13 protein-coding genes are annotated in these 16,364 nt (G+C 45.7%); 9 read left to right on the forward strand and 4 right to left on the reverse strand.

Features of this window, described 5'->3' with window-relative positions:
* Positions 1 to 3: 3 nt before the first annotated feature.
* Positions 4 to 201, reverse strand: coding sequence for a hypothetical protein (locus RH949_RS16775; RefSeq protein ID WP_446354674.1), 198 nt, complete (start codon positions 199 to 201; stop codon positions 4 to 6).
* Positions 202 to 1,025: 824 nt separating this feature from the next.
* Between RH949_RS16775 and RH949_RS16780 the strand changes: the two genes are divergently transcribed.
* Positions 1,026 to 1,241, forward strand: coding sequence for a hypothetical protein (locus RH949_RS16780; RefSeq protein ID WP_446354676.1), 216 nt, complete (start codon positions 1,026 to 1,028; stop codon positions 1,239 to 1,241).
* Positions 1,242 to 1,413: 172 nt separating this feature from the next.
* On the opposite strand, the gene RH949_RS16785 is transcribed toward RH949_RS16780, so the two are convergent.
* Together RH949_RS16785 and RH949_RS16790 are read right to left on the reverse strand one after the other, a co-directional pair.
* Positions 1,414 to 2,412, reverse strand: coding sequence for a glycerophosphodiester phosphodiesterase (locus RH949_RS16785; protein WP_446354678.1), 999 nt, complete (start codon positions 2,410 to 2,412; stop codon positions 1,414 to 1,416).
* 77 nt (positions 2,413 to 2,489) lie between these two features.
* On the reverse strand, positions 2,490 to 3,149 hold the full coding sequence (locus RH949_RS16790; RefSeq protein WP_446354680.1) for an SDR family oxidoreductase: 660 nt from the start codon (positions 3,147 to 3,149) through the stop codon (positions 2,490 to 2,492).
* Between the two features lie 756 nt (positions 3,150 to 3,905).
* Here RH949_RS16790 and RH949_RS16795 point away from each other — a divergent pair.
* The 5 genes from RH949_RS16795 (at position 3,906) to RH949_RS16815 (ending at position 12,707) form a co-directional block, all read left to right on the forward strand.
* Positions 3,906 to 7,307, forward strand: a complete 3,402-nt coding sequence (locus RH949_RS16795; RefSeq protein WP_446354682.1) for a PAS domain S-box protein — start codon at positions 3,906 to 3,908, stop codon at positions 7,305 to 7,307.
* Positions 7,308 to 7,508: 201 nt separating this feature from the next.
* On the forward strand, positions 7,509 to 9,128 hold the full coding sequence (locus RH949_RS16800) for an ATP-binding protein (protein ID WP_446354684.1): 1,620 nt from the start codon (positions 7,509 to 7,511) through the stop codon (positions 9,126 to 9,128).
* An 88-nt stretch (positions 9,129 to 9,216) separates the two neighbouring features.
* Entirely contained in the window at positions 9,217 to 10,524 is a 1,308-nt protein-coding gene (locus tag RH949_RS16805) for an SWIM zinc finger family protein (RefSeq protein ID WP_446354686.1), read from the forward strand.
* A gap of 118 nt (positions 10,525 to 10,642) precedes the next feature.
* Positions 10,643 to 11,074: a hypothetical protein gene (locus RH949_RS16810; protein WP_446354688.1), complete on the forward strand. Its 432-nt coding sequence runs from the start codon at positions 10,643 to 10,645 to the stop codon at positions 11,072 to 11,074.
* Between the two features lie 97 nt (positions 11,075 to 11,171).
* Positions 11,172 to 12,707 (forward strand): DUF5691 domain-containing protein, encoded by a 1,536-nt coding sequence (locus RH949_RS16815; protein WP_446354690.1) that lies wholly within the window; start codon positions 11,172 to 11,174, stop codon positions 12,705 to 12,707.
* A 131-nt stretch (positions 12,708 to 12,838) separates the two neighbouring features.
* Here the strand turns inward: RH949_RS16815 and RH949_RS16820 are convergent, their stop codons facing one another.
* The gene (locus RH949_RS16820) at positions 12,839 to 13,822 is read right to left on the reverse strand and encodes an Rpn family recombination-promoting nuclease/putative transposase (protein WP_446354692.1); all 984 of its coding nucleotides are present in this window, start codon (positions 13,820 to 13,822) and stop codon (positions 12,839 to 12,841) included.
* A gap of 221 nt (positions 13,823 to 14,043) precedes the next feature.
* On the opposite strand from RH949_RS16820, the gene RH949_RS16825 reads away from it, so the two are divergent.
* The 3 genes from RH949_RS16825 to RH949_RS16835 all read left to right on the forward strand — a co-directional run bounded on the left by RH949_RS16825 (position 14,044) and on the right by RH949_RS16835 (position 16,207).
* A complete protein-coding gene (locus tag RH949_RS16825; RefSeq protein WP_446354694.1) occupies positions 14,044 to 15,150 on the forward strand; it encodes an ATP-binding protein in 1,107 nt (368 codons plus the stop codon).
* A 66-nt stretch (positions 15,151 to 15,216) separates the two neighbouring features.
* Positions 15,217 to 15,648 (forward strand): FHA domain-containing protein, encoded by a 432-nt coding sequence (locus tag RH949_RS16830; RefSeq protein WP_006099480.1) that lies wholly within the window; start codon positions 15,217 to 15,219, stop codon positions 15,646 to 15,648.
* 343 nt (positions 15,649 to 15,991) lie between these two features.
* Positions 15,992 to 16,207 (forward strand): hypothetical protein, encoded by a 216-nt coding sequence (locus RH949_RS16835; RefSeq protein ID WP_446354696.1) that lies wholly within the window; start codon positions 15,992 to 15,994, stop codon positions 16,205 to 16,207.
* The last annotated feature ends 157 nt before the right edge of the window (positions 16,208 to 16,364 follow it).

The raw sequence follows: 16,364 nt of genomic DNA on the forward strand, positions 1-16,364 counted from the left end.
GAGTTAGAAACACATTGGATAACCAAAAAATCTCCTACAGAAATCTGGCTGAGTCGTATCCTCTATCTGCTGTTGAGGACTCACAGGCTGGTCTTGCCTAATTCTATTCTCCATGGTGGCATTGGCGGAAACAGGAGCTGCGCCAACTTGAGTAGAAAATGTTAAGCTGAGAGCGATCGCGGTAGATGCAACGAGTTTCATTTTTCTTTTCTCCGAGTAGATGTACGAACCTGTGAGCTTGGTGTGATTAACCTAGCCCTAAAATTTTGAGAGATAAATTGCTCTTATTAGAGACTTTTTATTCAGTTGTTGGAGTTACCCTGTCAGTGACGCACCCGATTAGTCGAAATTTGAGAGAAATCTTTTTCTGTCACTGCTCTATAATTAAACTATAGCAAGAGAAAATCCTAAATCAATGAACTTTACCAAAGCTTCATTTAGAGTTCATACACGCTTAATAAGCGCATCTTATGGCTTAAGTTTTCTTTACAGAAGTTCTGGAGTAAGGAGTACACCGAAATTACGGCGTTAGAGGCAATTAAACGTAATACCCAAAACTGTAGACTATAGGCTATAACTGTAGTTGAACCGAAATACATTTGAAATACATCCTGGGTTTAGTGGTGTTTGAGTTACGGTTATCCGTTGAATCAGATTAAATTATTCGTCGAGCCGGATGGGACTTCCCTTTTCCGTCCAAGTGAAATATCTCGATTTTTCGCTGGAGGGTTTCAATAGTCAAATCCTTATGGTGCAAGGGTTGCTTTTTATTCTTTTGTCAGAGTTTTTTAACAAAGTAAGTTTATGTTAAGAGTTGTAATGTAAGATTTGCTTATATTAAGGATTATGACGCAATAATTCGTAATATTAAACTTACTATAGAATTACTGACATGGTTTCGCTTCACATCTCCCACAACACTGAGTTACAAGTAAGTAATTTTACTCAGCCTCCTGAAGATAGAACTCTTTCTCTCGCAGGTTGTTCCAGACATACCCCTCACCTCTGTATAGCGGGAAATTCCCATGAATCTTGCCTTTAAGTTTATTTTGGGCGGAAAGATACTTAACTCCATTGCCTTGATTGAGCAACACGCTTACCTTGAACTCACATCCACCCGCATTAAAGATCTCAATCGTGAAAATTCGGTGAAAGGGAAGTCAACTCAGTCTCATCTGATCAGGTGTGCAGCCATCTCAAGAGACTATTTCGGGCTTGCTGCACAAAGCCGAAACCCTTAGCTATCAATGCTTTGAGCAGCATGGACATTGGCTCATTTTCAAGGACATAAGGTAAAACCCTTTCATACCCTTGCACCACTATCAAAGAAAATGTATCATTGCTTCCCCAGCTTCCCCAGCTCCCCCAGCTTCCCCTGCTCCCTACCTCCCCACAAGACTTATTCAGCAGACCCTAATTTTTTTCTACCTGAAGCGCCGTATCTGGAAAATCGCTGAAAAGTCCATCAATTCCCAGCCGATAGAATTGCTGATACTCCAACTCAGGATTACCTTGATAGTCGGGGGCGAGAAAAACCTCTTCATTGCGGAATGTCCAGCCATGAACCTGCAAACCCTGAGCATGAGCGTCATCGAGTAACGAGGTGGGGGGTAATAAGTAACCATCCGCTCCCGTGGGTACAATTAAACGTTTGTTGACTCCGATCGCATCTGCATAATCAGCAATTTCCCGTAACCCCTGAGGCGTTACCAGATCTTGATACGTCCGATTGTTATTGTCATGGTGTTGAGGATGAGCAATAAAATCGTAGGGTTGACCAATGTCATTCACTAACTGTACCAAGGATACATCGGTGATTTGCTTGAGCGCTTTCAAGTTCGCTGTTTCAAAGGATTGGATGAATACAGGGGAAGTGCGATCGCATAATCCGTACTGGTTGAGGATATTTACCAACGGTTCTTCTAACGAGAGTCCGATCGCGGTAAAGTAGGTGGGATGCTTGGTTTCTGGATAAATGCCAATCATGCGTCCAGTTGCAGCACTTTGGCGTTGAACTAGCTCAATAATATCAACCAGAGTAGGGATATCAAACAACCCATCGAATTCTGTCGAACGCAGGTGAGGTAATCGTTCTTTGACTCGTAGGGTTTTTAGTTCAGCCAGAGTAAAGTCCTCAGTAAACCAACCCGTGACAGTTTGCCCATCAATCATTTTAGTGGTTTGGCGATCGCGAAATTCTGGACGAGTCGCCACATCGGTAGTACCCGAAATTTCGTTCTCGTGACGCGCCACCAATACCCCATCCTGCGTCATCACCAAATCGGGCTCAATATAATCCGCCCCCATCTGAATCGCTAATTCATAAGCCGCGAGGGTATGTTCGGGACGATAGCCACTTGCGCCTCGGTGAGCAATCACCAAAGGACAGGAATTTTTGTCACGCGATCGCATCCTTCCTTATATATATACCCCTATTTTTATTGTCCCCAGACGTAGCAGGCTACGTCTCTACATGCACCCCCCTTAACTTACCACGGTAGTACTTCCCCCTTCGCGTGCCAAAACGTACCAGAATTTTCCAAGTTAAGCTGATCGATTCGGGCTAAAAGTCCCTGAACTGCTTCCTGGGTAGGAATACCATTATGACCTGTCATGTCTGTACTCACCATACCCGGATGGAGAATAGCCACGGCAATTTGACGAGGTTTTAAATCAATTGACAGAGACTTACCCGCCATGGAAACGGCAACTTTCGACATGCGGTAGCCGTAAGAATTACCTGAGGTGTTGTCTTCAATCGAACCCATGCGGCTAGTCATGATCGCAATCTTAGCACCCGTACCCAAATTGGGGAGTAACGCTTGGGTGACACGCAACGCGCCCAACGCATTAACCTCAAATTGCTGCCGAATGGCATCAAAGTCAAGCTGGGGGAGGGTATTTTTCCGCAAAATTCCGGCATTGTTAATCAATACATCGAGAGGAGTATTCTTTAAACGGGATGCTAACTCAGCAACAGAGTCATCTGAGGTGATATCAATCCCCGTCTCCACCCGGATGCCCAAGCTATCGAGGGCTTCAGACGTTTTTCGACAAACTGCGATCGCCGTTTCTCCTCGTTCGATTAGCTGTCGGCAATACTCTAAGCCGATACCTCGGTTTGCGCCTGTTACTAAATAAGTTGCCATATTTATCTGTAATCTCCTGTATAAGTGGGTGGACACAATTAAAGTTAACGGTTGAGATTAGGGAACAGGGAACACCTCGACTTTGCTCGGTGTCCCGGCTCAAAGAGTTCCCAAACGCTTCTCGCATCGCGTCTCTACATTGCTCCCCCAGCTTCCCCAGCTCCCCCAGCTCCCCCAGCTCCCCCTGCTCCCCCCCTCACAAGGGTAGGTTTTTTAAGATTGGGGTTGAGATAAGACAAGGTAGACAGGTAGACCATCACTTCGACTTCGCTCAGCGACCGTAGACAAGGAAGAGTGAGAACGAAAAATAGGGCGTTTCGGCTTTTAGAAGTTAGCTTGACCGAACAAAATGCTGTACGGTTTTCCCCCCTTGTCTACTTTCCTCCCTTGTCCTCCTTGTCTTGTCCCCACCCTAAAGTAAAAAACCTACACCTGTCAGCTCTTGTAGGGGGGAACGAGGGGGGTCCGGAGTTGGGGTTAGGGGATGAGGGGGAAAATGTCGAGGAGTAGATAGATGCAGCTTAAAACCTTGCCAGCATTGGTTTTCTACCTTAAGTTGACACCAATGGGCAATGCCGTGCCCCTACACTTAACCCTGCTCGAAGCCGAAGGGTTAATTTTGGATTGACAATCCCGTACCTGATTCCGTAAAATCGTATTTTTTTAAATAGCGCCGACTCTCAGACAACCAGAGGAGTTGTCTTTATAATTTTTTTAGCTCGATCTTTATTTAGTGCGATCTAGGAATACAGTGGGATGACAGAACCTTTTGCGGATGTCTTTTGGTTGACCTCGGTAAATCGGCATCAATTATTATACGCTAATGCAGCGACTGAGCAGATGTGGGGTCACACCCCTGACCAATTATCCAGTCATCCGGGAGGGTATATGCAGTGTATCCTGGATGTAATCGATCGCCGGGATCGAGAGCGAGTGGCGATGGCTTGGACGCAACACCCCACCAGTGAATCGCCACAAGAGTATCGCATTATCAAATCCGATCGCTCAATCCGATGGGTGCGATCGCGCTCTTTTAGTATCCCGAATCCCTGGGGGGAAAGCCAGAGAGATGCTCCTCAAACTCTCCTCGCCACGATCACTGAAGATATTACCGAAGACAAACAGGTTAAGGACACGCTCAATCAGCGAGAACAGGAATTTCGAGTTCTACTGGATCATTCTCCAGATATTGTCGCTCGATTTGATCGCCATCTGCGTCATGTTTACGTCAACCCCGTCATTGAACAGGAAACGGGTATTCCCTATCAAGAGTTTTTAGGCAAAACCCACCGGGAATTAGGATTACCAAAAACTCTTATTCCCATCTGGGAGGAATCCTTACAAACAGTGTTCCAAACGGGTGAGGAAAATGAGAGTGAATTCACGTTCTTGACTCCCCATGGACAACGGTATTATCAATCGCGTCTGGTTCCCGAATTTGCCCCGGATGGTTCCGTTGAATTTGTCCTCAGCGTGTGCCGCGATATTACCGACATTCACCAGGCTCAACAAGCGGTGCGGGAGAGTGAAGCCCGTTTCCGCACGGTATTTGAGTTAGCACCCATTGGGATGGCGATCGCCAATACTCAAGGGCGGGTTCTGCATACCAATCAGGCGCTGCAAGATATCCTCGGTTACAGGGCTAACCAATTATTAAATCAGCCGTTCCATCTGTTTATCCATCCCGATGAGATAACCCAGTGCTATCAAGACTTACATAAACTGATCACCGGGGAAATCACTCACATAAACACCGAAAAACGCTATATTCATCAGCAAGGTCATGTAGTCTGGGTGCATGTGTCGGCGTCAGCCGTTCGTGGCGCGAATGGGTTATCTGAGTACACGATCGCTCTGATTCAAGATATTAGCGATCGCAAACAAGCAGAAGTCCTGTTGCAACAGGCTCATCTCCATTTGGAACAACGGGTTAGTGAACGCACCGCCGAACTCGAACAAACGAATACCCGCCTCCAGCACGAAATTACTCACCGTCAAACCATAGAGATACAATTACAACAAGCCAAGGAGCAACTGCAAGCAGTTTTGGATGCAGTACCCGGTTGCGTCTCCTGGATGAGTCGCCAAGGACGATATCTGGGAGTTAATCAATTTTTGGCAGATATGTTCAACCTGTCACCGGACGACTTTGTCGGTCAACCCCTCGGTTTTCTCAATAGTAATCCGACGTTTGTCAACTATATTGAACAGTTTATCGCGAGTGCGGCTCAAACTGACCAAAATATCCTGGAAATTAACATCAAGGGTTCCCATCACTATCATCTAATTGCCGCTCAAAAATATCAGCAAGGAACCAATATTGTTTGTGTGGGGATTGATGTCACTCAGAGCCAAAAAGCCCAGCAAGCCTTGCAGAACCAAAAAGACTTCCTGCAAACCATCATTGACACCAACCCCAATATAATTTATGTCAAAGACCAAGACGGTCAGTATATTTTAGCCAATCGCAGGTTTGCCGAACATCGGGGGATTCCTGTTGAGGAAGTGTTGGGAAAAACAACCGCCCAACTCCATCATGATGCAGCAGATGTGGAACGCTTTCTGGCTGAAGATCAAGAGATATTGACCACCTTACAGCCGAAATTCATTCCTGAAGAGTTTTCCTGGGATCAAAACGGTAAAATTCGCTGGTATCAAACCATTAAAACTCCGTTGGTGGCTCCAGATGGACAGGTGACTCAAGTCCTCGGTGTGAGTACCGATATCACCGCCCGTAAACTGGCAGAGGATCTCTTACAACAAAGTGAAGCCCGCTTACGTCTAGCCCTCGATGCCGCACAGATGGCAAAGTGGGATTGGAATTTGCAAACCGGAATGATTACTTGGTCTTATCGCTTGGAACAACTCTATGGATTGGCATTTGATCGTCCAGAAATTCCCTACAAAACCTTTTTAGAAAAGGTTCACCCGGAAGACCAAGAACTGGTTAAGCAAAGCATGGAATGGGCGATTCAAACGGGGGAGGATTATGACCTTGAATATCGGATTATTTGGCCCGATCAGATTGTGCGCTGGATTCAAAGCAAAGGTCAGATTATTTATGACAAAACTGATCAGCCTATCTGGACAATTGGATTGAACCTAGATGTGACAGAACGTAAGCTGGCTGAAGAACAGTTACGCCAGCGTGAAGAACAATTACGGTTAGCCCTAGATGCGGCGCGTATGGGATTCTGGGATAGAAATCTGGAGACGGAACAAATTAGCTGTTCCTATCACCTGCAACACCTGTATGGGTTAGATGCCAAAACTACACAGATTAGCTACAAAACGTTTCTGGAAATGGTTCATCCTGAGGATCGCGATCGCGTTCACCAAGCGGATCGACGAGCGATTGATGAGCAGGAAGATTGCTATGATATTGAATTTCGGATTATCAGAACCGATGGGAACCTGCGTTGGGTGGAAAGCAAATCTCAAGTATTTTATGATGAAACCAGTCAGCCTGTGCGGATGATGGGAATTAATCTGGATATCACGGAGCGCAAGCAGGCTGAAATCCAAATTCAAGCCTCTTTGCGGGAAAAAGAAGTCTTGCTCCAGGAAATTCACCATCGGGTGAAAAATAATTTGCAGGTGATTTCCAGTCTTTTGGATTTACAATCTCAGTACATTACCGATCAAACGACAGTGGAACTGTTCCAGGAAAGTCAGAATCGGGTTAAGTCAATGGCGTTGGTGCATGAGAAATTGTATCAGTCTCAAGATTTTGCCCGGATTAATTTTGCCGAGTACATTGAGAATTTGACCAGTTATTTGTTTCAGATCTATATTTTTGAATATAACCAAGTTAATTTGGAATTTCATATTCATGAGGTTGATTTAACGATTGATGCTGCTATTCCCTGTGGTTTAATTATTAGTGAATTAGTGTCTAACGCGCTCAAATATGCCTTTCCAAATGGTCAAGAAGGGACGATTGAGGTGATCCTGACCGCAGAATCTGAGGATCGATGTCACCTAACGGTCAAAGATAACGGCGTTGGATTTCCACCGGATATGGAATTTGCTAATCCTAAGTCATTAGGCTTACAGTTAATTAAGGTTCTGACTGAACAATTGGAGGGTGATCTCAGCTTTAATCTGGATAAGGGAACCGAAGTGAATATTAGTTTTCCGATCGAAAGTTTGAACTAAACTGTAAAGACATGCCCTAGTGCAGCTTGGCAAAAATACTTGAGCAGCTTCGTAGATACGATGAAGCAGGGGGAGCAGAGGGAGCAGGGGAAGCGAGGGGAGATATTAGCTGTTCAGTTATTTCTGCCTTCTTGCCCTAGCACGTCTGTCTTAATCATTGGACTTTCTTTTATTGTGTATTTTTATTTCTAAATTAAACAAATGGTTAAAGCGAAAATTTTAGTTGTTGAAGATGAGCGAGTTGTCGCCCTCAGCATTCAAAATCGATTGGAAGCCCTCGGATATACTGTAACCGCCAATGTGACATCTGCCGAAGCCGCGATCGCGGGAATTTCTCAAAATCCTCCCGACTTGGTGTTGATGGATATTCGGCTCAAAGGTAAAATCGATGGAATTGAAGCGGCGGCTCAAATGCGCCAGCAGTTTCAACTCCCCGTTGTCTATCTGACTGCCTATAATGATGAGGAGACGCTGGAGCGGGCTAAACTCACCGAACCCTATGGTTATTTGCTCAAGCCTTTTGAATCCAAAGATTTAGCAACCACGATTGAAGTAGCGCTCTACAAACATAAAATGGAGCAACAGCTTCGGGAGCGAGAGCAATGGTTAGCTACGACGCTAAAAAGTATCGGTGATGCAGTTATTACCACTGATCCGCAACGGGCGATCACGTTTATGAATCCAGTTGCTGAGGCGCTAACCAAATGGACGCAACAAGACGCCTTAGGTCAAGATTTGAATCAAATCTTTCTAACTATTAATGAAACGACACGAGAAGCCATTCCGAACCCAGTCACTGTGTCTCTACAAACAGGTAAAACTGTAACTATAGAAAACCATACACTGCTGATTGATAAAGAGGGTGAGGAAATTCCCATTGATGATAGTGCGGCTCCCATTAAGAATGATAGCGAAAAGATTCTGGGAGCTGTATTGGTGTTTCATGATGTCATCGAGCAACGACAAATCCAAGCTTTGCTCAAGCGGACTAATGCCGACTTAGAACAAAGAGTCGCTGAAAGTACAGCCCAATTAAGACAGCAGAACCAACAACTAGAAGCCGAAATTGCCCGACGCCAGCAGCTAGAAGAAGAGTTACGGGTAGCGCTAGCTAGAGAACGAGAATTGAGCCAATTAAAATCTCGAATTGTTGCTACCGTGTCTCATGAGTACCGGACTCCCCTGACAACGATTTTGTCGTCTACGGAAATGTTACAAAGATATAGCGATCGCTTGACGCCGGAGAAAAAACAAACCCATTTCCAACGGGTGAAACAGTCGGTTGAGCATCTGACGAATCTAGTCAACGATATGATTTTCATTGAGCAAGCCGAAACGCAAGCCCTAGAATTTAATCCCACTTTGGTTAATATTGAGGAAATTGTGGGCGAGGTGATTGAAGCGGTGCGTCCCAAATCCGCCGGAAAACATACCCTGAATCTGATCTGCCCAAGTGAGTGCGATCGCGTTGTTTTAGATGGCAACCTACTCCGACTCATTCTCGATAACTTATTGTCTAATGCGATCAAATATTCTCCAGAGGGAGGATTAATTGAGGTAGAAATCAGTCCTCAAGCCCAGGAAATACGGCTGCGGGTTGCTGATCAAGGCATTGGTATTCCCCCGGATGATCAGGGAAAATTATTCAAAGCATTCTATCGCGCCAGTAATATCGGCATTACTCCTGGTGTGGGCTTGGGATTAGTGATTGTGAAAGAATGTGTAGAATTGCATCAAGGTAGAGTGGAGGTTGAGAGTGAAGTTGGCGCAGGAACCACGTTTACGATAATCTTACCCGTGGCGGAATCAGTGGAAGGATAAAAGGGTTTTGCCGTAGAGTTTGACTATCTCAGCTTGATCAATCGGACTATTCGCAATCTTGATTTAACCCAGAATCAATCCGATTAATATGCCTATTACCTGGACTCCGGAACAAATCCTCGCACTCGCCCCCGATGCTAAGTCTGCCCAAAATGGTCAAGGCTTGGCACGTTTATCGAAATGGCAAGGATTGGGACGAAATCAGGAGGCGGTGTGGGGAGAATGCCAAGGAAGTGGAAGTAACCCCTATCAAACCCAAATCGATTTAGGTGAAACGGCGTTTAAATGCAGTTGTCCGAGTCGTAAATTTCCCTGCAAACATGGACTCGGACTCTTATTACTCTTTGCCAATCAACCCGATAGGTTTAACCCAAATCAATCCCCTGATTGGGTAAACGATTGGATTAGCACTCGCCGTCAAAAACAGGCGAAAAAGGTAGAAAAATCAGAAAACGTTGCTGATCCCGCAGCTAAAGCCAAACGCGCCGCCAAACGGGAGGAAAATGTTACCGCCGGGGTGCAAGAATTAGACCGTTGGTTGCGTGATTTAGTCCGTCAGGGATTAGCCAACTTACCGGAAAAAGACTATAGTTTTTGGGATACGGTAGCCGCCCGGATGATTGATGCTCAAGCCCCAGGATTGGCGCGTCAGTTACAGGAGATGTCCGGGATTCCGTATACGGGGGTGGGTTGGCAAGAACGCCTCTTGCAACGGTTGGGACGCTTGTATTTGTTACTGCAAGGATTTCAACGCCTAGAAACATTACCCCCAGACAGGCAAGCCGATATCCGCACGGCGATTGGGTGGGGGCAAAAAGAAGAAACCGCTACCTCGATTATCCGCGATCGCTGGTTAGTCTTAGGACAGTGTATCGAAGACCAAGATAACCTGAAAGCGCAACGGATATGGTTACAAGGACAACAGACGCATCGATTCGCCCTAATCCTGACCTTTGCCCATCATACTCAACCCCTAGACACCAGTCTCATCCCCGGTACTCTCCTCGACGCCGATTTGGGATTCTTTGCCAGCGCTTATCCGTTGCGGGCAATTGTCAAAACCCGTAACGCCCCAGCCATACCGTTTACAGAAATGGAAGGGGAAAGCGCGATCGCAACGGCACTGACTCTATACACAAATGCGTTAGCTTGTCAACCTTGGTTAGACCAATTTCCCCTCAGCTTACAAGGAGTTATTCCCCAGAAATATAACCAAGGATGGGCATTGCGCGACGATGCTAACCAGGTATTACGCCTCACCCCCAGATTTACAGAGGGTTGGCAGTTATTTGCCCTGAGTGGGGGACATCCCATCACCGTTTTTGGCGAATGGAATGGGGATGACTTTTTCCCCTTAAGTGCTTTTTCCCAAGATCAGTTTATTGCGTTTCGATAACGTTCGTAGTAAAGGCTTTAGCCTTATATTTTGTTAGGTTTGCTGGCTTCAACCTAAATCCTCTTGGGTTTTGCTATCGCTCTACCCAACCTACAATACCTAAAACTCAGGAGTATTTATGTCTAAGCCCAAAATTTTGCAAGAGGGAACCAGCTATAGTTTTCGTTCCTACTTTGAGCTACCCAATGATACCGATGAAATCCTGGCAGAGTTTGGCTATAAGTTTGAACGCCAGCGCCTTCACTTACCCAAAACCACTCGTGAGATTGAGTATCTTGCGGAGTTACAGCAGCAGTTAGAAGACACGATTCCTTATGTCACTCTCAGTAGTGAAACAGCCAAGCGGGAAATTTTGATTGCGCCAGTGTTGGCGCGAGTGGCGGTAATGTGCCGCCGTTTGCTACGCATTGAGTACCCGTTGAAGGTTAATGAGCAACTTCAGGGGAATTTAGATTATTTTATTGAGTCGGAGATGGGATTAATTGTTATTGAAGCGAAGCGGGATGATTTGAGAGAGTTAGTAAATATTTTAGTGGGAATTTTAGAGTAAAAGGGTAGAAGGGTTAACTAACAGTAATAGAGTAATCAATTCAGAAGAACCTGTTCGATTAAAATCGGTTTAATATCCTATCTTCGGTAAAGCCTCAATGAGTCTCTGGCAAGACGTAATCACCACCGCCTTAGTTGGCACAGAGAGACGAACTCTCACCCTTACTCCAGCCACTAACCCACTCAGTCAACTTTTATGCCAACTTAATTCTACTGACCCAGAAGCCACATTACTCAGCGCGGCTGGGGCAATTTCTCTCTATCACCGCGCCGGACAACGCCCGATTACCGATAATCAACCTTTACCCGAACCCTGTCCACCTGACGATAAACCCCCCTGTAGTCCCCGCGCCGCCCACTATCTGAAATTGATGCTACAAAAAGAGCGGGTAAAACTGTTACCGGAATGGTTAGCCAGCGCCGCTACAGCCGGATACCGTGTGCCCGACTATTATTTGCCAGAGTTACTGGAAGTGGGACGCACCTCACCCCAGTTACGCCCTGCCATTCTCCCGGTTTTAGGTCAACGGGGACGGTGGTTAGCCGCCCATAATCCGGATTGGCATTATCTGGGAGATGAGGATATCGAACAAACGTGGACAACTGGAAGTCTAGACGCCCGCAGACTTCTATTGCAACATCTACGGCATGAACATCCCGCCTCAGCACGGGAACGACTTGTAACTGTGTGGCAACAAGCATCATCAGATGCCAGAATTGCCTTGTTAGACACCCTGCAAATTGGCTTAAACCTGGAGGATGAAGCATTTTTAGAGGTTGCACTGGATGACCGTCGTCAAGAGGTGCGACGCCAAGCGGCTCATTTATTAGCACAGTTACCGGAATCGGCTTTATGTCAGCGGATGAAGCAACGCATCCAATCCGCTATTACATTTCGACGCAAGCGTAACCGTTTGCATCTAGATTTTATCCTCCCTGATGATAATGACCAAGAGATAACCAGAGATGGTATTGATAGCAAACAGCCACCTCAGTTATTAGGTAATAAAGCCTGGATAATTTTACAAATTGTCGCCGCGACTCCCCTTTCTCTGTGGTCAGACCTTCAGAAAGAATCCCCGGCTGAATGGATACAAGCTGCAAAACGGAGTGAATGGGATCATTCCTTGGTTGAAGGGTGGGCGGTGGCGACGATGCGCCAACAGAATCCGGACTGGGCAGAGGCTTTACTGCCGTTTTATGGTACGTTTAAGGGCTATTTAATCCGGCAGAATCAATTAATTTCTGGATTAATTAATGTTCTCTCTGCTGAACAACGGGATTGTTTTTTTCTGAATTTATTCCCATCCAGTAAGGTTCCCTTTAATAGCCAACATCCGGCGTTTAGTCTATTAACCCATTGCCATGTTCCTTGGAGTATAGAACTAACCGAGATTGTTTTAGACGGTGTGCGCCGCTATCTGAAGAAGACGGATAATCCTTACGATTGGTCGCTGTCTACTGGACTAAAAGAGTTTGCCTATTTTATGAGTCCTGATATTGTCCCCGAACTCTCGACTCGTTTCAGCAATATTGTACCCGAACGGTTAGCTTTAGCCTCCTATTGGACGGAGGTGATTGATGAAGTCTTGGCAGTTTTGAGTTTACGCTATGAAATGGGCAGAGAAATTTGAGCGTCAACGGTTTCTTGGTTTAATTATAGCAGTAGACACATCGATTAGGACTTTCGGCACCATTGTAGAGACGCGCCATGGCGCGTCTCTACATAAATGATGTGTCCTAACCGCTATGGCGGTTGCTATACTTATTGGTTTATCTCTGCCAATAACGTTAACAAATCCTGCCAATTATTCAACTCAAACATAGCATCGCTTAACCCTTCTAAAGCTGACAAAGACAAATCTTCTACTAAGCTATTGAGTTCCGCTGTCTGGTCTGGAAACCGCTTGTTCAGCAGACGCAGGACTAAAGCGCGTGCTTCTGTAATGCGACCTTCTTGACGACCTTCTTGACGACCTTCTTGACGACCTTCTTGGCGACCTTCTTCCCGCGCCTCCTTCGATGCTTCTTCAGTAGCATATTTGATGCGTCCTATCTCGTCGCGCAACTGCATGGCTCGACGACTGACTTCCTCCGCTTCTGCTGGTGTCAGGTTCGCTTGATTGGCTATCGTTAACGCTTTTTCTATTGCCGTAACTTCTGCCAAACTTTCTGGAATTTCTTCTAAGTCTTGAGCTTGCGTCATAAAATAAATCCATTTCTCTGCCAATGTCTGTAACTCTGGCAATTTTTTCACAAATCTCGGTAATTCTACAAAAATTAGCTGCAATTCATGTTCAGGATATTCCGATGAGCTTTCTTTGTCTTTGAATACAAAATGATGAATACATTTAGGGTTTTCTTTGAACAGAATAAAATCGGTGATTGTTACGGCAATAACTGGCGTAATCTCCAGGTAATAATCTCCTGATGTCAACTGATTAGCGTAGGCTTTGCAGAGATTGTAGGTCACTCGTTTATAAAAAGCGGCTATCCGGGCGACCTGCATTTCAATCAGGACAATTTCTCCACTGTTTAGAACAGCCCTGATATCCAAGTAACTATCTTTTAAGGTTTCAACTTGACCAGGATTGTAAGGGTTGACAATGGTTAAACTAGAAATGACACTTTTCCCATTATAAACAATTGCATTTAAGAAGCTGATGAGAATGTCTTCACTTTGGTCTGAGCCAAATATTTTTTTGAAGGCATAATCAATTTTTGGGCTAATAAATTTTTTCTTAGTCATAAGTTATTACTCTTTTAAGCTATTGGCTTGAATTGCCTGAATATAAATTTTGTAGGCGACACTAAGTTTTGCCAATAGTCCTCAAAGGCTGACAAAGGTCGTAGCTTGCTTGGCGCTTCATGAGGATGACAAAGGACGAATGACATAAGACAAATGACGAATAGGGAGAAAGTTAGTTTAGTATAGCAGGTACGGAAGAGCCTTTTTCAGGACAAACAACTGTGAATCGTGCAAAGCTAAACAATCAAAACTTTTTATTGCGTGAACATGCGGAACAACAGTTTGCCGAAGAATTAGCGGAATTGGCAAAAGCAGATCAACGCCAGCGCCCGCCGAACTGGAATTTATCCCCCTGGGCAGTCACAACGTATCTATTGGGAGGTACACTAGAGAACGGGTTTGTGGTATCGCCCAAGTATATTGGCGATCGCAGACTGATAGAAATAGCTGTTGCTACCCTCACCACAGACCGTGCTTTACTACTGATGGGGGTTCCGGGAACCGCCAAGTCTTGGGTATCGGAACATTTAGCTGCTGCTATTTCCGGGGATTCAACCTTACTGATTCAAGGGACAGCCGGAACCAGTGAAGAATCCATTCGCTATGGGTGGAACTATGCCCGATTACTGGCAGACGGTCCCTCGATGGAGGCGTTAGTGGCAAGTCCGCTGATGGTGGCGATGGAAGCGGGGAAAATTGCCCGTGTGGAAGAGTTGACTCGGATTCCGGCAGATGTCCAAGATACCCTAATTACGATTCTCTCAGAAAAGATGCTACCAATTCCCGAATTGGGGGATGAGGTGCAAGCGATTAAAGGCTTTAATATTATCGCCACAGCGAATAATCGCGACAAGGGGGTCAATGATTTGTCTAGCGCCCTGAAACGCCGCTTTAATACTGTTGTTTTGCCGTTACCGAAAACGATTGATGAGGAGGTGAGTATCGTTCAACAACGAGTTGCAAGCTTAGGACGTGCTTTAGAACTCCCGGTGCAAGCCCCCGCTTTAACTGAAGTCCGCCGGGTGGTGACAATTTTCCGCGAACTGCGTAGCGGTATCAGCGACGATGGTAAAACTAAACTAAAATCTCCCAGTAGTACCCTGAGTACAGCCGAGGCAATTTCGGTGGTGAATAGTGGGTTAGCCCTAGCCGCCCATTTTGGCGATGGACACCTCAGCGCTAAGGATATTGCGTCTGGATTGGTGGGTGCTGTGGTGAAAGATCCGATCCAAGATACGTTAGTGTGGAACGAGTATCTCGAAACTGTGGTCAAAGAACGCAAAGACTGGACAGACCTGTATCGCGCTTGCCGAGATGTTGGATCTTAGGATCAAGTTGTTTCAGTCGGCGACTCCTGTCGCTACCATTACCTGTATTGCTTGAGCATAAGTGAGATGTTGCCCATAGAACCTTCTCCCGATTCCCCACCCTCATCGGATCAGTCATCTACCGATGCGGTAAGTTCTGATACGTCTGATTTTCCGGAGGGACATGTTCTCATTGTTCAAGATGACCGAGGACGACATCGGTTTGTTTTAGACGGTGAACTCTATTCCATTGGCAGAGAACATGATTGTGATATTCGGCTGTTCTCACAGTTTGTCTCCCGTCACCACGCCACGTTGATGCGAGTAGAGGGTGAGGATGGGCATGATGCCTATCGCATTGTTGATGGCAATCTCAAAGGGAAATTAAGTTCTAATGGCTTGTTAATTAATGGTCAAAAGCACCAAAGCTATGAGCTGCAAAATGAAGAGGAAATTGTCTTTGGTCCTAATGTGAAGGCGATTTACTACCGAGTGCGGCGGGATCAGGGGGAGGGTTAACTGGTCATTTGTCTTATGTCATTCATCATTCATCATTCGTCAGCGTTTGAAGACTATTTGCAGAACTTAATCTTAATCTCAGTTAAAAAAAAACGAATTAGCCCTTGACTTTTCGGGAGATTTTAGGTACTTTTATATCATGGGAAAATGTGCCGTCCTATAGACCCATATCAACCGTAATTCGTAGGGTGGGTTAGGCGGTAATTAATTCACAACACAAACCTTTAATTGGCGCTTCGCCGTAACCCACCACGTTATTCGTGCCAACGGGTGAACTAACGATGAGAATTCCTCAACGAAATAATGGATTTCCCGGTAACGATAGTGGGGCGAGTCGAGATAATTGAGGGATTTCCCGGTAACGATAGTGGGGCGAGTCGAGATAATTGAGGGATTTCCCGGTAATGATATGCAGCGAGTCGAGATAATTAAGGGATTTCCCGGTAATGATATGCAGCGAGTCGAGATAATTGAGGGATTTCCCGGTAATGATATGCAGCGAGTCGAGATAATTAAGGGATTTCCCGGTAATGATAGTGGGGCGAGTCGAGATAATTGAGGATTTCCCGGTAACGATAGTGGGGCGAGTCGAGATAATTGAGGGATTTCCCGGTAACGATATGCAGCGACTCGCCCCTACATCCCCTACATCCCCTACATCCCCTACATCCCCTACATCCCCTAAATTCCCTACATTCCCTACATTCCCTACATCC

This window comes from Coleofasciculus sp. A1-SPW-01 (assembly GCF_040217205.1).
GTDB classification, from domain to species: domain Bacteria; phylum Cyanobacteriota; class Cyanobacteriia; order Cyanobacteriales; family Coleofasciculaceae; genus Coleofasciculus; species Coleofasciculus chthonoplastes_A.

Excerpts from the sequence above, each read along its gene's own strand:
- RH949_RS16785 (WP_446354678.1), bottom strand. The coding sequence starts at position 2,412 with ATGCGATCGCGTGACAAAAATTCCTGTCCTTTGGTGATTGCTCACCGA.
- RH949_RS16815 (WP_446354690.1), top strand. The coding sequence starts at position 11,172 with ATGAGTCTCTGGCAAGACGTAATCACCACCGCCTTAGTTGGCACAGAG.
- RH949_RS16790 (WP_446354680.1), bottom strand. The coding sequence starts at position 3,149 with ATGGCAACTTATTTAGTAACAGGCGCAAACCGAGGTATCGGCTTAGAG.
- RH949_RS16775 (WP_446354674.1), bottom strand. The coding sequence starts at position 201 with ATGAAACTCGTTGCATCTACCGCGATCGCTCTCAGCTTAACATTTTCT.
- RH949_RS16810 (WP_446354688.1), top strand. The coding sequence starts at position 10,643 with ATGTCTAAGCCCAAAATTTTGCAAGAGGGAACCAGCTATAGTTTTCGT.
- RH949_RS16820 (WP_446354692.1), bottom strand. The coding sequence starts at position 13,822 with ATGACTAAGAAAAAATTTATTAGCCCAAAAATTGATTATGCCTTCAAA.
- RH949_RS16780 (WP_446354676.1), top strand. The coding sequence starts at position 1,026 with ATGAATCTTGCCTTTAAGTTTATTTTGGGCGGAAAGATACTTAACTCC.
- RH949_RS16795 (WP_446354682.1), top strand. The coding sequence starts at position 3,906 with ATGACAGAACCTTTTGCGGATGTCTTTTGGTTGACCTCGGTAAATCGG.
- RH949_RS16800 (WP_446354684.1), top strand. The coding sequence starts at position 7,509 with ATGGTTAAAGCGAAAATTTTAGTTGTTGAAGATGAGCGAGTTGTCGCC.
- RH949_RS16830 (WP_006099480.1), top strand. The coding sequence starts at position 15,217 with ATGTTGCCCATAGAACCTTCTCCCGATTCCCCACCCTCATCGGATCAG.
- RH949_RS16805 (WP_446354686.1), top strand. The coding sequence starts at position 9,217 with ATGCCTATTACCTGGACTCCGGAACAAATCCTCGCACTCGCCCCCGAT.